At 55.2% G+C, this 17,142-nt stretch carries 15 protein-coding genes; 8 read left to right on the forward strand and 7 right to left on the reverse strand.

Translation table 11 applies throughout. From position 1 onward, the window contains the following. Positions 1–995 (forward strand): hypothetical protein (locus QM711_RS04970; RefSeq protein ID WP_415096908.1); only part of this gene is annotated, 995 nt, incomplete at its 5' end. 155 nt (positions 996–1,150) lie between these two features. On the opposite strand, the gene QM711_RS04975 is transcribed toward QM711_RS04970, so the two are convergent. Then, a complete protein-coding gene (locus QM711_RS04975; protein ID WP_415096910.1) occupies positions 1,151–2,155 on the reverse strand; it encodes a hypothetical protein in 1,005 nt (334 codons plus the stop codon). Positions 2,156–2,516: 361 nt separating this feature from the next. On the opposite strand from QM711_RS04975, the gene folP reads away from it, so the two are divergent. The 5 genes from folP to QM711_RS05000 all read left to right on the forward strand — a co-directional run bounded on the left by folP (position 2,517) and on the right by QM711_RS05000 (position 7,219). After that, positions 2,517–3,296: a dihydropteroate synthase gene (gene folP / locus QM711_RS04980; RefSeq protein WP_415096912.1), complete on the forward strand. Its 780-nt coding sequence runs from the start codon at positions 2,517–2,519 to the stop codon at positions 3,294–3,296. 74 nt (positions 3,297–3,370) lie between these two features. Continuing rightward, a complete protein-coding gene (gene cdaA / locus QM711_RS04985) occupies positions 3,371–4,174 on the forward strand; it encodes a diadenylate cyclase CdaA (RefSeq protein ID WP_415096914.1) in 804 nt (267 codons plus the stop codon). Beyond that, complete coding sequence (locus QM711_RS04990; protein ID WP_415096916.1) at positions 4,153–5,403, forward strand: YbbR-like domain-containing protein; 1,251 nt, start codon at positions 4,153–4,155, stop codon at positions 5,401–5,403. Before cdaA ends, QM711_RS04990 begins: the two co-directional genes overlap by 22 nt. 141 nt (positions 5,404–5,544) lie before the next feature. Continuing rightward, positions 5,545–6,291, forward strand: coding sequence for an RsmE family RNA methyltransferase (locus QM711_RS04995; protein ID WP_415096918.1), 747 nt, complete (start codon positions 5,545–5,547; stop codon positions 6,289–6,291). A gap of 1 nt (position 6,292) precedes the next feature. Further along, the gene (locus QM711_RS05000; protein WP_415096920.1) at positions 6,293–7,219 is read left to right on the forward strand and encodes a cupin domain-containing protein; all 927 of its coding nucleotides are present in this window, start codon (positions 6,293–6,295) and stop codon (positions 7,217–7,219) included. Positions 7,220–7,395: 176 nt separating this feature from the next. Here the strand turns inward: QM711_RS05000 and QM711_RS05005 are convergent, their stop codons facing one another. From QM711_RS05005 to QM711_RS05020, 4 genes are all read right to left on the reverse strand, one after another. After that, positions 7,396–7,890, reverse strand: a complete 495-nt coding sequence (locus tag QM711_RS05005) for a hypothetical protein (RefSeq protein ID WP_415096922.1) — start codon at positions 7,888–7,890, stop codon at positions 7,396–7,398. 91 nt (positions 7,891–7,981) lie between these two features. After that, positions 7,982–9,355, reverse strand: coding sequence for a hypothetical protein (locus QM711_RS05010; RefSeq protein WP_415096924.1), 1,374 nt, complete (start codon positions 9,353–9,355; stop codon positions 7,982–7,984). A 15-nt stretch (positions 9,356–9,370) separates the two neighbouring features. Then, positions 9,371–10,129 (reverse strand): spermidine synthase, encoded by a 759-nt coding sequence (locus QM711_RS05015; protein WP_415096926.1) that lies wholly within the window; start codon positions 10,127–10,129, stop codon positions 9,371–9,373. After that, positions 10,126–10,785, reverse strand: coding sequence for a type II CAAX prenyl endopeptidase Rce1 family protein (locus tag QM711_RS05020; protein ID WP_415096928.1), 660 nt, complete (start codon positions 10,783–10,785; stop codon positions 10,126–10,128). The genes QM711_RS05015 and QM711_RS05020 overlap by 4 nt, the downstream gene beginning before the upstream one ends. A gap of 192 nt (positions 10,786–10,977) precedes the next feature. Between QM711_RS05020 and QM711_RS05025 the strand changes: the two genes are divergently transcribed. Both QM711_RS05025 and QM711_RS05030 read left to right on the forward strand, forming a co-directional pair. Beyond that, on the forward strand, positions 10,978–11,358 hold the full coding sequence (locus QM711_RS05025) for a DUF6394 family protein (RefSeq protein ID WP_415096930.1): 381 nt from the start codon (positions 10,978–10,980) through the stop codon (positions 11,356–11,358). Between the two features lie 131 nt (positions 11,359–11,489). Next, positions 11,490–13,214, forward strand: coding sequence for a potassium channel family protein (locus tag QM711_RS05030; RefSeq protein WP_415096932.1), 1,725 nt, complete (start codon positions 11,490–11,492; stop codon positions 13,212–13,214). A 24-nt stretch (positions 13,215–13,238) separates the two neighbouring features. Here the strand turns inward: QM711_RS05030 and QM711_RS05035 are convergent, their stop codons facing one another. Together QM711_RS05035 and clpB are read right to left on the reverse strand one after the other, a co-directional pair. Continuing rightward, positions 13,239–14,204 carry a sulfite exporter TauE/SafE family protein gene (locus tag QM711_RS05035; protein ID WP_415096934.1) on the reverse strand — a complete coding sequence of 322 codons (966 nt, stop codon included), beginning with the start codon at positions 14,202–14,204 and terminating at the stop codon, positions 13,239–13,241. A gap of 173 nt (positions 14,205–14,377) precedes the next feature. Further along, the gene (gene clpB / locus QM711_RS05040; RefSeq protein WP_415096936.1) at positions 14,378–16,960 is read right to left on the reverse strand and encodes an ATP-dependent chaperone ClpB; all 2,583 of its coding nucleotides are present in this window, start codon (positions 16,958–16,960) and stop codon (positions 14,378–14,380) included. Positions 16,961–17,142 lie beyond the last annotated feature (182 nt).

Raw genomic sequence — 17,142 nt, forward strand, 5'->3', positions numbered from 1 at the left:
GTGTGAGGGTCATCGCAAAGCGCGATCCTCTTGGAAATCTGAATTTGGAAACAATTGCCATTAAATTCCGTGAGGATGCTCAAGAAACCGTTGTCGATATTAAAGATAAGCGACTTGATTGGGCCATTTATCTGGCACGGTCAGCTTTTGCCCTGAAAGGCGAGGCGGAATTCCATCTAGCCGAAGGACATATTCTTCCTGGAATATGTGCCAAGGTACTTTTCAAACATATCCGTCCTGAAAACCCACTCTATGCCCCCCTTGCCCCTCACTTAGGCGAGCTGGATTTCATCAACTGGTTTGGCTCCCAGGGTCTGATTTTTGGCAAAGGTAGCGTGCTTGAAACGTCGGCATTGAATGCACAAGCGGTTACCGATGTAATTATCAAGTCAGTAAACGAAAAAGCAGACTGGCTGAATTATGTTCCTCCCTCACCCCTTACACCAGGCCATTACCGCGCTAAGTGTGAAAAACTTCATTTTCATCTGCTTTGGGTATTTTTCAAACACTATGTCGAAAAAAACAGAGAGGAGATCACAAAGCATTGGAAATCTATATACAATTGGTCTCAAGGCATGTGTCAGCTAATTCCTTCGATGCCGCCGGTAACTCAACAAGAAGAACTTCCAAATGAATTAGATTTAAAACATTTAGCCAGATTCATGGCCTGGCTTGTTTCCAAAACAACTTTTGTGCACTGGTCTGCACACTCACGGCAGCAGCTTCTGACCGATGTAGAACAAGCAAGCCTGGCTGTTGAAAAAAGAGCTTTGGATAATAATGGAAATCTGGATCGCTACGGCAATACGGAACCTGATGATATGATCTTTCAGCTCAACGTCTCGCGCACGCTTTTGAATTTTGATGGAGACAGCTTTTTCAAAAATCCGCACGGAGATATCAACCAGGAACTTCTCGATAGTTTGCGCAAGCACCTTTCCGCCTATAAAGGTTATGACGACATCCTTAAGATGCACCTGACGACACAAATTTAGTGCTTCATCAACTTTAAAATAAGCACTCGGCTGCGCTAAAAACCCGGGGTTAAACGATCGTGTGCGAGGTCATATTGTCAATACTGACAACTCGCAATCGTTTACCCTATTATAAAGTTGATGGATCACCAGAACATTAATCTAAAACTAGATCCTTAATGCCTAAGTTGATAAAAGAAGTAACCATTATTTCTGCCAAACTGGGTGATTTCCTGAAGGTCATCACCCTCCTCTGAGACTAATAACACATGATAGGGATAAAATCCCCAGCAAGTGTATTCCGGTTTTGCCAGAAGAGCCGTGAGGACAAATTCTTCCGGGTAACAGGAAAGAAAGGGAGTCCCCATTTCTACAAAGGAGTAATATTCTTCGACTAACTTTTTGGCTAGCTCGCTGTCCATCCTCAGTCCAAATATGCGTGTATGGAGATAGGAGGAAGTTAATACATCATTCCCGGTCAGATCGATCAGCAGCTGCCTAGTTGAAGGCAATATATACCTCCATAACCAGGGCGGAGAGGTCCATCCATTGAGCAAAGCCCCTCTGTAATCCAGCCAATCAAACAGAGGAGTGGGGTCTCGCAAAGGCAAGCATGCGGAATCAATCCAAAGAACTTTGTCAAATCCCAACTGATGAGCTTCCTGCATCATGAAAATTTTAAAACAATAAGGGACGCCGGCATATTGAATTTCTTTGCCGGTCGGATTGGGAAATCCCCCTTTTCTATAGTAAAAATATCCATTAAAGCCTGTGTTAGCCACCTCTTTGACAATTTGATCCAACAATACATCCCTTACACCATCATAGGGAGCACAGCAAACTAAGCAGCAATCACTGCCTTCTCCAATTTTGACGAGATCGTGCCTAGGGAAAAGTCCCTTTTCTTCATCGATAAGGATTTGAGATATCCCTTTCGAACTGCGTCCGCAAAAATCTTCGTAGATGGTATATCCCTGATCACTTGGGTATAGGCTACGTAAAAGAGGATGGATGTTGACGTTTTTAAATTGCTCTTGAATGTCAAGATAATCCTGATTGCTGATCTCTGCTTTGGGCTGAAAGGGAATGGCAAAGGGGTTGGATAATAAAAAAAGGGGAGCAAAGGCGGAACAGATTGTTATACAAAAGATTGCTATATAATAGTAAAGAGATCGAGACAAGGGGGAAAAGGGATCGCAATGGGAACAGGAACAAGACATTTTCGATATGGATCATTATCATTAATCCCCTCTTGTCAAATTTTGAGCAAAGACGGATTATGTGCTGTTAAAATTAAAAATGTCAAATTGTTTTGTCAAGCCCCACATGAGCGGGCATCAGAACCGAATGAGATTGGACAGCGGGCAGAGACAGCGGTTAAATCTATTTCAGAGATTGATGTCAAGCATTTTTGTCTCTCAGTTGTCTGTCGTTCGAATGCTCGTAATTAAGCTCATACTTGTAAACAAATCGCGAAAATCCGTATAATTTTCAGGGCGCAGAAATTCGGGCACGGGCTAAGGGCGGGTTATGACAAAAATAATGGGAATTCTCAATATCACTACGGACTCGTTTTACAGCGAAAGCCGTTACCCCGTACTTGAAAAGGCAATAAAAGCTGCTCTGCTTTTGGAAGCACATGGAGCAGACATTTTGGATATCGGGGGCGAATCAACCCGTCCAGGCGCTCTACCTGTCAGCGAAGAAGAAGAGCTGCAGCGCGTCATCCCTGTCATTCAATTCCTGAAAGGCACTATTGCCATTCCAATCTCCATCGATACCATCAAACCCACTGTAGCTGCTGCAGCCATCAAGGCAGGAGCAGCCTTGATCAATGACGTCAGCGGCTTTGACAACCCCGATATGATAGCCGTCGCCCTGGAAAATCCCGTGGACATCTGTGTGGTCCATATGCAAGGCACCCCTCAAACCATGCAGCTTAACCCTCATTATGCAGCAGGCATCATTCCGGATTTATTGGAATGGTTCGAGCGGAAAAGCGAGAGGCTGCTAAAGTCAGGTATTCAACCCGATCGCATCATTCTCGATCCTGGCATAGGCTTTGGAAAAACTGTTGCCCATAATCTTGAAATCATCCAGAATTTGCCGAAATTAAAACGGCTTGGGTTTCGCGTGCTTCTGGGAATATCGCGCAAGTCTTTTCTTAGCAAAATTCTCAATAAAACCCCCTCCGAACTACTGTCGGGGACGTTGGCACTCAATTCCCTGGCCATTGCCTCAGATGTTGACATCATTAGAGTTCACGATGTAAAAGAACACCGTGACGCCGTCGATGCCATAAGAATCTGTCTTCAGAATTAGGGGTTTCAGAGTGAATATTACTCTGAAATTTTAAAGCTAGAGATGCAGGCAGATGAACGGGATAGTGAGACTTTATGAAATTTTTCCAATTTCTTGTACCAGGGCTTGAAATCGCTATCATAGCGATCATGATCTACTATCTCCTCTCATTTTTCTGGAACACGCGTGCTATGGACCTGATTTTTGGTCTCATGGCCTTCCTCTCTTTATATGTGGCTTCGACGTGGCTTCATTTGCCTGTTTTACAGAAGTTGATGCTCTATTTCGTCAATGTGGCCGTCATCGCCCTTCTCATTATCTTCCAACCCGAATTGCGCCTGGCACTTTCCCGCCTAAGCGTCAAAGGTAAGAAATATCGGGAAATCACAGAATTCGACAAATTTTTGGATGCGGTAGCTCAATCCGTTTACCGTCTTTCCGAAAGGCGCATCGGAGCTTTAATCCTATTGGAAAATCAGGATTCCCTAGATGAATACGCCAATAAAGCCGTTTTGCTAAACGCCCAATTCACGCCTGAACTTCTCGAATCAATTTTCATTACGACCACCCCGCTGCATGATGGGGCCGTCATCATTCGGGGAACAACCATCCTTTCCGCTGCTACAATCTTGCCTCTCGCTGACGACAGCACCCAACTGTCAAAATCGATGGGAACCCGCCACCGCGCAGGGCTCGGCATTAGCCAGGTAACAGATGCTTTAATCATCGTGGTCTCAGAGGAGACCGGCAAAGTGTCCATCGCACGCGATGGAATCATGACCCGGGGAATTAAAATCGACCGTTTTAAAGGGATCATCCGCAGCGTATTTAACCCTCCCAAAACAAGTATGGAATCCGGTTTTGATATCATAGGGAAGTGGAAGAAATGGAATCAGTGATTTCCCGGTTTTTTCTTCATAACTGGCAGAGAAAGGTAGTCGGCTTGTTGACAGCCATCATCATCTGGCTATTTGTCAACCATTCGATCAATGCCACCAAAACCATTGCTAACGTACCCATCCGCATCATCAACCTTCCTTCCGATAAGACAATCTCGGGATTATTGCCAAATGGGATGCTTACCCGCCGCATCGCCCTGACAGTCACAGGAACAATGAATGTAGTGGAAGATCTGGAGGCGGGCGATTTGGAGGTGTTGCTCGATGCTTCCCTTGCTGACAGCGACGAATGGATCGTCCAAATTACTAAGAAGAACTTAGTAAGCCTTAACCCTTCCATCGACCTGCGCCATCATATCACCCAATTGGAGCCGACAGATCTAGTGATCAAACTCAGCAGGCTGATCACCGCAAAGATTCCTCTGACTATAGAGACTCCAACGGGTAATCCTCCGCAAGGGTATGAATATTTGGATATTTGGCCGCAGGTCTTGACACAAACACTGAGTGGTCCCGAGGATGATGTCCAAAAGCTAAAAGAGCAGGGGCTTCACTTGACTTTTGACCTTAGAGATATTACAAAAGCGGAACTGGACGCCATTAAAAGCAACCTGCACAATGACGAGATCAGCTTTCCAATTCCGAAAAAATGGAAAAGGGTCAGCATCCCTTTTCAAAATAATAACTTTGAAGACCTCAATGATCCAGAAAGTCAAAATCTGCGCATTGATTTCTTGCGCAAAGAGTTTTTGCCACTGGGAAAAGAAATTCCGATCCGCGTTTTTTATCCTCTTGCAGAACTTGATAAAATCAATCCAGAAACTTACGCTCTGGAAACAAACGATGATATTGTCAAAGTCGATGGCACCTACATCTTTAAAAAACCGCTATATGCCCGAGAAGTCAGCCGACTTTTCATTGAAGTCATCCGCGATTCCATTGAAATCGTTATTGTCGCTTCACCCAAAAACGAACGTAATATCCTTGTCTGGAGCATCGAATATATCAATCCCAGAGGACTAGAAGACACCTATGTGGCCTTCTCTATTACCAATTCGCTGACGAATAAGGGAAATCAAGTTAGCGGCATCCCCAAGAAAAAAGAAGAGCTGTTGCGCAGACGTTTTCGTGAATACATGCGCCGAATGATGCTCTATTTGACAGAAACACGCAAACTGCATATTAAGGGATCACTGGAAGGCGATCAAATTAAAGTGACTGCTTATTGAGTGAAAAGAAAAGGTAGGGTGACCCGCTCGAGAGCGCTAAGCGGGACAGAAAGAAAGAGTCTACACTATTTTTTTCTCTCTGTCCTCATATTCCACTCAGTACTTGCTATGACCTAAGTGGTGAAAATTTATAATTCGCACATGCGTGAATATATGCCAGCAAATCGTTATTTTAGCCCTCAAGAGTATCAAGAAGGCAATTCCATTTTTCTTGAAGATCAAGAATTCCATCATTTAATCCATGTGATGCGACAGCAGACCGGTGAGGAAGTTGAACTTGTCAATGGAAAAGGGCAACTAGCCCAGGCACGCATAGCAAAAATTGAAAAAAAACGAGCCGAACTTAAGCCGTTTGCCATCATAGAGGCTTCTCATCTGGAACAGCCTTTGATTCTGGCACAAGCCATCCCCCGGCTGAACAAGCTGGAGTTCATTCTGGAAAAAGGCACAGAACTTGGAATGACTCAATTGTGGCTGTTCCCCTCCAAACAAAGTGAAAAAGGACGCTTTTCCGATCATCAGCTGCAGCGGTTGAATACCATTTTAATTGCAGCCATGAAACAATGCGGAAGGCTTTTTTTGCCAGAAATCATCTCCATGCCGCCTCTTGAACAGTGGCAAAAATTTTGCTTTCCTGCATTCTTCGGCGACACCCGCACTACAGCTCCCTCATTTGAAACCATCTGGAACGGCTCCAGCGCACAATCGGGCTCTATTTTTTGTGTAGGCCCAGAAAGCGGCTTCACTGTCGATGAAGTTGCCTTGATGCAACAGCTTGGTGCCCTGGGAGTCAAACTAAATCCACACATCTTGCGTACTGAAACTGCCGCTATCGCCGCTTTAAGTTTGATAGGCCAATGGCAGCTTGATTCAATCAAAGGAAAGTAATATGGCATCATCCCACCTTTTCAAACTTGGCAGCACTGGTCCGCATGAGAAAGCAGAAGGGGGAATGCGTTTCAAAGCCAATAGGGAGAATTTTCCCATTCTTCAAGGCATGTCGCTGTATAAACTCGTTTTATTCCCAGGAGGGATCAGAGAGCCCCACTGGCATGCCAATGCGGCCGAATTAGGCTACTGTTTAAAAGGAAAGGTTTTGGTAAGCCTGTACAATACAAATGACGTTAAAGCCACTTTTCTAGTGCAACAGGGAGATGCCTTTTTAGTTCCATCGGGAGCCTTGCATGCAATTGAAAATGCAGGCGACGCAAATGCCGAATTAGTATTGAACTTCTCTCATGAAAGCCCTGAGGATTTCAATCTCTCCTGCACTCTGAGCGCATTTTCAAATGCTGTATTGGGAAATACCTGGGGTGTAAATGCTGATGTTTTTAAGGCACTCAAACGGACCACGACATGCTCTTTTGCTACGCTGCGCACAACACCTCTCACCATTTCTGAAGAAGCCAAATACATGACCCCCTACCGTTACAGCCTTGCCAAGGCGACTCCGCTAATTGCGAATGAGGGCGGTGCGGCGCGCATGGCGCGTCAGAACACCTGGCCAATTGCCTGTCACCAAGCTTTGTATTCATTGGAATTGACAGGAAAAGGAATGCGCGAACCCCATTGGCATCCGGAAACTGCCGAATTGGGTTATGTGGAAAAAGGAAAAGGGCGCATGACGATTTTAAGTCCTTCAGGCAACCAGGATACTTACATTATGGAAGAAGGGGATCTCTATTTTATTCCTAAGGCTTATCCCCATCATATCGAAAATCTAGAGGGTGAAACACTCCATTTGCAAATCTTCTTCGATCAAGGCATGCCGCGCCGACATCGGATTTACAGCCAGTGTGCGCTCTTATCCGGATGATCTGCTAGCCTCCGTCACCCATAGTAAGCCCTCTTTGTTCGGACAACTTCAGAAAAACTATGCCGATCTCTTCATTGTCAAGCGGATCAATCCTTTGGATTAATTCACCTAGAAACTTTATTAGAACTTTTTAGAAAATTAAGAGCTGTAAGCAAGAGCTGTCTGTGGTTGTCGTTTTAGTTCCCATTGTTCGGTAGCGTGTTGAAGTGCGTGGCAGAAAGTTTGTGTTTCTCTTTCTCGTCGCACCGGTCAGTGTAGGCAACATAGGTCGTATCATACACAGATACAAGTGAAGTTGCCAGTTCAGAAGAGTGCAGTTGAAGCTTTCCAATTGAGCGTTGAAGGTCTTCTTTGATAGAGATCTTCTCCGCTTTGACAATAGCAAAAACAAATTGAGCCTGGATGAAAATTTTTAGCAGATGGCTTTGATTGTTCGTAAATCCTTGCTCAATGGCATCCTGCAGCATGAGGAAGGAAGTATGAACAGCTTGGGGTTCCAGGACTGTGCGCATGATGACGGGAATTAGAGAATAGAAAAAATTGTCTAGCAGGAGTTCATTGTATTCAGTATTTGCAAGAAGATCTTTGATTTCGGAAAGAAGTTCATTCTGCTTCGAGATCATGCCTCCATTGAAATCGCGAAATTCTCCGATGATATTATACAATTCCATGACAACGACCTGGCGGGCTTTATTTAGATCTACGGAATGATCACTTCTTAGAAATTGCTCCTTAGAAAATTTTACGCGGTAGAAAACGGCTTCATTTCTTATATTTTTTGCGCAAAATTCCTGTGGTCTGACAGCGGTCCTGAATATATGTTAAAAAAGTATTAGAATTTTTAAACATTTCTTGAATGGACAGGTCTTCATTTCTTAAAACCCTGACAAGGATAATGGTGAAAAACAGGCTGTTCTGAGTCTGTTCATCAAAAGAAATAAAGACCTGGGGAATATCGCGCAAATATTTGATTTGACTGCTTAAACTTAAAATATTGCGTATGATTTCTTCTTCATTACAAGGCATAAAAACAGGGTGGAGCGGATGTTTGACGCGATCCTTCAAATCGCTCGGGAGTTTTTGCTGCAAAAGCTGGATTTCTGCTGGAGAAAAGTCTTTGCCGTCGCTCTTTTCAATTTCAAGGTAAAGTGTGCAGACTTGTTCATATCCTCTGCGGTTTGTAAAAAAGGAACTCTCAACTGTTTGCGCTGCTGGGATATAGTTTTGAATGGCTTTGATCAAATGGGTTTTTTCAAAAACTTCTTTATCTCTAAAAAAGTTAAGGCCCACAACAACAGCCAATACTTTTCGTGAACCGATTGGCGATTTCAGGCAAGCTCTGAAGAGTTTCAAACTGAGATGCCGTTTCTGAGGATTCTTTTTTACCGATTCCAGCAAGTATTTTCTGAAAAGGTAGTGGAAGGCAATGATCTTACTCAGATGGCGACATTCCCTAGCTGCTTTAAATTCATCGCGGCACATGATCAGGACATGTTGCATTTCGGTTAAGATATCAAAATCGAAAGCTTTGGGCAAGCGGTGAACGACGCAGGCGATGTCTTCTTGAATAATCGCTGTTTTTTGATCAGTAGATAACCCTTTAATTTCCAGAATCCGGCGCGCGCACCGATTGGACTCAATGCCCAAGCGCAACTCCGTTTCGATGATAGGAGATTTGAGAAGGATTTGATTTAATTCCTGCCGGTTCTCTACCTGAATTTTTACTTCGCATAAGGTGTAGATCTCATCGCTAACTTCTGGCATGCGAAAGTCTACCGCATAAATTAGAATGACATTCGATCGCTTGCCGGGTACGAGCCAACTGCTAATCATGTCAAAGAAAAATTTAAATGAATTAGCCCGGTACCTAGAGAGGAAAAAAAAGGACATTTCCCCTGCAAAACGTAGGGTGTGCCGCGAGGTTACCAACGGCAAATGGGATTGGAGCTTATAGCGAAGCTCTTCAAAAATGTCATGCTGGCTTTTGTCTGTAAAATCCATATCCTGAGACAAAATTTCGCGCAGCACATAGTAAATAGCATCACAATAAAAGGAATTATGGAGATGATTTCTGGCATCGAAAACTGGATGAATGACGGGGAGAAGATTGTTAAAAGAGGCGATATTTTCTATCATGAGTCATCTTCCTCTTCAGAACGGTTCGGCAGCCCCGAGCCAGCGGTTCAGCACTGCGCCGGAGGACGTCCGGTAGCCGAACAGCGCGTGCTGGGCCGCCGCCTCCAGAGCCGCCAGCGGCAGCGCGGACCGGCTGCCCAGCGCCACCAGGTTGCCGTAGCGGCGTCCCTTCCACACCGCCGTCTCGGCGGTGAGCAGCAGCCGGGGAAAGGTGGCGGCGATTCCGGCGAGGCAGGATCGTGCCCAGCCGAACGGGGCCTGGTCGGCCAGGTTCATCACCAGCACTCCGTCCGGCCGCAGCACCCGTCCGGCCTCGGCGAAGAACTCCCAGGTGGCCAGCGAGCCTGGCACGTTGAGGCCGTCGAAGGCGTCCACGATCACAGCATCGGCGTAGTCGGACGGCATCGCAGCAATCCCACTTCGGCCGTCGGTGGTTCGCACCTTGATTCCCGAACGCCGCTCCAGCGGCAGCTTGCGGCGCACCTCGGCGAGGAGGTCGGCGTCCGGTTCGCAGACGATCTGCGCCGTGCCCGGGCGGACGGCCGCGAGCCAGCGCGGCAGTGTCATGCCGCCACCGCCCAGATGCACCACTCGCAGTCGAACGGACGCGTCGCGCCGCAGGATGGTCGCCCGCAGTGCCTCGGCTATCCGCTGGACGTACTCGAATTCGAGTCGGAGCGGATCATCGGGATCCACCCAGGACTGTTGCGTCGAGCCGGTCCTGACCAGGAACGCGCCACGGACGTCGCGGTCGGCCTCCACCCGTCCGGTCATCGCAGCGTCGCGATCAAGGTACCCACGACGTTGCCCGCACCATGCGCCGCCCACGGCAACAGCACAGACCTGCTGCGCTGCTTCACCCAGCCGGCCAGGAAGGCCGAACCGGCGCCCAGCGCCAACGCCGCCAGGCACGCGGTCAGGCTCCGGTCGAGGAGCAGCCATTGCACCGCCATCCGGAGCAGTCCGCAGGCGCCGGCCTGGATCGCGTTCGCGGCCGTTGGGATGAGTCCCCTGTGCTGCAGCCGTCGCCGTAGCTGACGGGACTGCCGCTGGGTCGCGTCACCGGTTGCCGGCACGAGCCGCTGCTCAAGCCACCGGAGCAGGAAGCCACGGAAGAACAGTTCCTCCGACAGCGCCGCCTGCAGCACCGCGGTGAGAATCACCGCCAGCACCAGCCACCCCGCGGCCGACGAGCTGGTCGCCCAGGACGGACGGCCGCCCAGCAGTGCCCCGGCGAAGAAGCCGAGCCCGCAGAACAGCAGCCCGAACTGCGTCGCGGTATCGGGTCGTGCCGGCGCCCGGCGAAAGCCCAGCCAGCGCAGGAACGAACCGTCCGGACGACCCGCCTGCAGCCACCACGCGAACGGCATGGCCGCGAAAACCGTGACTTGGGCAGGAATTCCGATCAGTACCGCGACCACGAGTTCCACCTGCCCAAGTGTGGGGCCTCGGCAGTATTCCTCGCACCCGGTCCCGGGCCGGCACGGCCTTCGGCTCATTCGCGTTCGACACCGGCCGGGCACGATTGCAAAGGCCCTCCTACGGGCCGGACACTCCTCGTCCGGCACTGGCGGAGAACCGCATCTTCGGGCCTAGAGTATGGGCGAGCTTCAGGAGGACGCATGAACTCGGAAAAGGTCATCTTCGGCTTCTTCATCACATTGGCGGCAGCGCTGAACTTCGGTTTCTGGACCGGGGAGATGGACCGGATCGACCACCACAACGTGTGGGAACTGGCCGCCGCCATCGTGGTGAGCCTGATCGCGACCGTGCTGAAGTTCGGCGACCGCACCCAGCTCGGCGCCGTGCACCTGGCCACCTCGTTGGTGGCCGATGTGCAACTGATCGCCGGAGCGATCATCTGGAGTTGGGCCGCGACCACCCCGGCAGGATTGACGCCGGCCGATATGGCACTGGTGGTCTCGATGTCGGCGGGCGCACTGCTGGCCAACCTGATCTCGGTGGTGCTGATGATCTCCGAGATCATTACCGCCCGCCGCTAGGACCGCTGAACAATCATGTCCCAGCTGCCGGTTGAGCGTGTCGAAACCCCTTGTCAGCGCCGCCTTGCGCAAGCTGCGGCGAGATCGGCGGACGACGCTCAGCGGTTGATCGGACGGGCCGGCGGCCGTCGATGAACAACGTCAGCTACCTGTTCCTGCGGCGGATGCGCGTGCCGCTGGTGATGGTGATCATCCTGTATACGGTCAGCGTTTTCGGGTTGGCGATCGTGCCGGGCGTCGACGACGCGGGTCACCCGACCGAGGGCATGGGCCTGTTCCATGCGTTCTACGTGATCAGCTACACCGCCACCACGATCGGTTTCGGCGAACTGCCGCACCCCTACTCAGGGCCGCAACGGCTGTGGATGATCCTCTCGATCTATCTCACCGTGGCCGGCTGGTCGTACGCCGTTGCGACGGTGGTCGGGTTGCTCCAGGAGCCCGCGTTCCAGAACGCGATGCGGCACGGACGCTACGCGCGCCGGATCCGACGGCTGCGGGAGCCGTTCTACATCGTCTGCGGCGTCGGCGAGACCGGCACCCTGGTCTGCCACGGACTGGACCGGCTCAGGACGCGGTTCGTCGTCGTCGACGCCGACGCAACCCGCGTCGACCAGATCAAGCTGGAAGAGTTCCGCGCCGACCCGCCGACGGTGATCGCGGACGCCTCGCAGCCGGCCAACCTGATCGGCGCCGGACTCATGTCGCCGCATTGCCGCGGCGTGATGGCGCTGGCGGTCGACGACGGCACCAATCGGGCGATCGCCGTCACCGCCCGCCTGCTGCGGCCGGGGTTGCCGGTGATGGCCCGGGTCGGCGAGGCCCATACCGACCACACCATGGGCGCCTTCGGGGGCGACATGGTGATCAACCCGTTCGAGCGGTTCTCCTCCCACCTGGCGCTGGCCGTGGCCCGTCCGGAGCGGTACCGGCTGGGCCAGATCCTCACCGGCTTTCCCGGCGACGACCTGCCCGAGCGCCATCATCCGCCGCGTGGACACTGGATCATGTGCGGCTACGGACGGTTCGGGCACGGCGTCCGGGAGGCGCTGACCAAGGCCGGCAACGAGGTCACCGTGATCGACCGGCTGCACTACGGCGAAGAGGGAGTGGACGTCGAGGGCACCGGAACCGACTCGACCAGCCTGAAGAAGGCCGGCATCGACCACGCCGTCGGAATCGTGGCCGGCAATGCCAGCGACCTGAAGAATCTGGCCATCGCGCTGGTGGCCCGCGACCTCAAGCCGGACATCTTCGTGGTCACCCGGCAGAATCAGATCAGCAACAGCACGCTGTTCGAGGCATTCCACGACGATCAGTGCATGCAGCCGAGCCGGATCGTGGCCCGCGAGTTCCTGGCGCTGATCACCACTCCGGCGCTGGATCGTTTCCGCTGGGAGATCCGCGGGGCGTCGGAGAAATGGGCCGCCGAACTGGCCGAGGCCCTGTCGTACCTCAACGGCGGCTACACCCCGGAGCTGTGGGGCGTGACCATCGACGCCGAGCATGCCGGTGCGATCGTGGAGGCGATCAACGACGAGCACTGGGTGAACATCGGCCACCTGCTGATCGATCCCTACGACCACGACAAGCCGGCCAACGCGTTGGTTTTGATGGTCGTCCGCGGCGACGGCGGCGCCATTCTGCCGACCACGGGCTACCAACTCGAGATCGGCGATCAGCTGCTGATCGCCGGCTCACCCGATGCGGCCCGGCGGATGCAGCTGGTGATGAACAACCTCAACGTGCTGCACTACGTGCGGACCGGGCGCGAGGGCGGTGGCGGCTGGATCTGGCACAAGGGCCGGGCGTTGAAGCGGCGCTGGATCAGGTTCCGCTCCCGGCACGGCCACTGACCGGGCGGTCGGAGCCGCGGGTCGTCACGGATCGTCGGCGTGATCGAGTTGCTGCTGGTGACGCCGCGAACGGGAGCCGATCGACCAGCTGTAGCGCCGGCGCAGCACCGCCCAAGCCACCGGGCCGAGCGCGACAGCGGCACCGCTGATGGTCAGCACGCCGACCGTGGGGACGCCGACCAGTTTCAGGCCGGACGCCATCAGCAGGATGGCCAGCGCCCGCCGGATGATGCCACCGGGGGCTCTCGACGAGATCTGCGCGCCGATGAAGGCCCCGGGGATCGCGCCGATCAGCATCGAGCCGGTGATGCCGAGCGAGACCTGTCCGTACAGCAGGTGCCCGATGGACGCGGCGGCCACCAGCGGCACCGCCTGCACCAGGTCGGTGCCGACCAGTTGGGACGGTTTCAGCCGCGGGTAGAGCACCAGCAGGAAGGTGAGGATCAGCGAGCCGGCACCCACCGAGGTGAGTCCCACCATCAGCCCGCCGAGTGCACCCAGCAGGACCGTGGGCAGCTTGCGGATCTCGATCTCCGGGGAGGTCATCGGTGCCGCACCCTCGCCCCACAGCGTCCGTTTGCGGGTCATCTGGAACCAGGCCCGGACGATCAGCCCGCTCGCCGCCAGCAGCAGCGCGACACCGAGCAGGGTGAGCAGGGTCTGCTCGAAGCCCGCGATGCCCTTGAGGTGGTCGACCAGCACCGCACCCAGGAAGGCGGCGGGCACCGATCCGATGCACAGCCAGAGCACGAGTTGCAGGTTCGCGGTCTTCCGGACGAGGTGCACGATCGCGCCGGCGGGCTTCATGAACAGGCTGCTGACGACGTCCGACGAGATCGCTGTGAGGGCGTCCACCTTGAAGAAGAGCACCAGGATCGGTGTCATCAGCGCACCGCCGCCCATCCCGGTCAGGCCGACGACGATGCCGACCAGCAACCCGGCGAGCGCGATGCCGACGTCCACCGACTCCCCCCGTCCGAGGCTGGACACCGTCAACCGGCCAGGGCTCTGACCTCCGATCGGCGCGATCGCCTGGTGAATCTCTAGGACTTGGCGGCGACCGGCGTCAGCCTAACCGGTGACCAAGAGAACCGTCCCCGGTGACCAAGAGAACCGTCCCCGGTGGTCACTGGGGACGGTTCTTTTGGTCACTTCGCCACGCGTCAGTTCTCGACGACCGCCAGTCCGCCGCCGTCGGTGGCCACCTCGAATGCGATGGTGTCGCCGTCGAGGATCTCGCCGGCCAGCATCCGGCGGGCCATGGTGTCCTCGATGGTGGTCTGCACCAGGCGCTTCAGCGGACGGGCGCCGTAGACCGGGTCGAAACCGGTGAGCGCCAGCCAGTCCTTGCCGGCCTGGCTGACCTCGACGTGGATCCGGCGGTCGGCCAGCCGGGCGTTCAGCCGCCGCAGCTGGATGTCGACGATCCGGCTCAGGTCCTCGGTGCCGAGCGGGGTGAACATGACGATCTCGTCCAGCCGGTTCAGGAACTCGGGCTTGAACGCCTGCCGGACCACGCCCATCACCGCCTGCTCCTTGAGCTCGGGCTCGAGCTTGGGATCGGCCAGGTACTGCGAGCCGAGGTTGCTGGTCATGATCAGGATCACGTTGCGGAAGTCGACCGTGCGGCCCTGGCCGTCGGTGAGGCGTCCGTCGTCGAAGACCTGCAGCAGGATGTTGAACACCTCGGGGTGCGCCTTCTCGACCTCGTCGAGCAGGATCACCGAGTACGGACGCCGGCGCACCGCCTCGGTCAGCTGGCCGCCCTCCTCGTAGCCGATGTACCCGGGAGGGGCACCGACCAGTCGCGACACCGAGTGCTTCTCGCCGTACTCGCTCATGTCGATCCGCACCATCGAGTGCTCGTCGTCGAACAGGAACTCGGCCAGCGATTTGGCCAGCTCGGTCTTGCCGACGCCGGTCGGGCCGAGGAACAGGAACGAGCCGGTGGGCCGGTTCGGGTCCGAGATGCCGGCCCGCGAACGGCGGACGGCGTCCGAGACCGCGACGACGGCCTGGCGCTGCCCGATCAGCCGCTCACCCAGCCGCTGCTCCATGCTGAGCAGCTTCTCGCTCTCACCCTGCAGCAGCCGTCCGACCGGAATGCCGGTCCAGGAGCCGACCACCTCGGCGATGTCGGTGGCCGACACCTCCTCGGAAACCATCGGGGTGACGTCGGATTCGGCCTTCTCGGCCGCGTCCATCTCGGCCTGCAGAGCGGGGATCTCGCCGTACAGGATCTCGGACGCCTTGGTCAGGTCGCCCTCGCGCTGCGCGCGGTCGGCCGCGATCCGCAGCTCGTCGACCTTGGCCTTCAGTTCGCCGACCCGGTTCAGTCCGGACTTCTCCGCCTCCCAGCGGCCCTCCAGCCCGCGCAGCTCCTCCTGGGCGTCGGCCAGTTCGGCCTGCAGCCGCTGGTAGCGCTCCACGGAGGCCGGGTCGGTCTCCTTCTCGAGCGCGAAGCTCTGCATGGTCATCCGGTCGATGCTGCGGCGCAGTTGGTCGATCTCTTCGGGCGAGGAGTCGATCTCCATCCGCAGCCGGGACGCCGCCTCGTCGATCAGGTCGATCGCCTTGTCGGGCAGCTGGCGGCTGGTGATGTACCGGTTCGACAGCGACGCCGCGGCGACCAGCGCGCCGTCGGTGATCCGCACCTTGTGGTGCGCCTCGTAGCGTTCCCGCAGGCCGCGCAGGATGGCGATGGTGTCCTCCACGGACGGCTCGCCGACGAACACCTGCTGGAACCGGCGCTCCAGCGCGGGGTCCTTCTCGATCCGCTCGCGGTACTCATCCAGCGTGGTGGCGCCGATCATCCGCAGTTCGCCGCGGGCCAGCATCGGCTTGAGCATGTTCCCGGCGTCCATCGACGAGTCGCCGGACGCCCCGGCACCGACCACCGTGTGCAGTTCGTCGATGAACGTGATCACCTGGCCCTCGGCGTCCCGGATCTCGTTCAGCACGGCCTTCAGCCGCTCTTCGAACTCGCCGCGGTACTTGGCGCCGGCCACCATCGAGGCCAGGTCGAGGGAGACCACCCGGCGTCCCTTCAGCGAGTCGGGGACGTCGCCGGCCACCACCCGCTGGGCCAGGCCCTCGACGACGGCGGTCTTGCCGACGCCGGGCTCGCCGATCAGCACCGGGTTGTTCTTGGTGCGGCGGGCCAGCACCTGCACCACCCGGCGGATCTCGGTGTCGCGTCCGATCACCGGGTCGAGCTTGCCCTCGCGGGCCCGGGCGGTCAGGTCGACCGAGTACTTGTCCAGGGTGGATTCGCCGCCCTCCTGCTCGGCCGAGGTGATCCGCTTGTCGCCACGGGCGTCGTTGAACGCCTTGGTCAGCTTCTTCGCGTCGGCGCCGAACTGCAGCAGGATCTTCTGCGCGTCGCTGGCCACCGCGGCCAGGCCGATCATCAGGTGCTCGGTGGCGACGAATTCGTCGCCCAGCTGCTCGGCCCGGGTCTCGGCGTCGGCCAGCACCCGGGCCATCGACCCGGACAGTCCGGGCTGGCTGACCGAGTTGCCGGACGCGCTGGGCAGCTTGGTGATCGCACCCTGGGCGGCCGCGTCGACCACCTTCGGGTCGGCACCGACGGCAGCGAGCAGGGTGCCGACGGTGTTGTCCGGCACCATCAGCAGCGCGTGCAGCAGGTGCACCGGCTCGGCGCTCGGGTTGCCGTTGGTCAGCGCGTTGCGCAGGGCTGCCGAGACCGCGTCCCGGCTCTTGGCGGTGAGCTTCGAAGTGTCCATAGAAAGCCTGTTCTCCTGAGGAAAAGCAAAGTTGAGTCCACCTGGCTCAACCATAGCCAGAGGTCGGCTATTCCGTCTCGTCATCGCCGCGACGCGGGCCGATGAGATGGGTTTCGACCAGTCGGCGGAGCCCCGCAACACCGTGCCGACCGCGCTGGGCGCGGCGAGTTGCGGTCGTCGCA

Origin of the sequence: Micropruina sp., from assembly GCF_047602385.1 — a bacterium.
Classification (GTDB): domain Bacteria; phylum Actinomycetota; class Actinomycetes; order Propionibacteriales; family Propionibacteriaceae; genus Micropruina.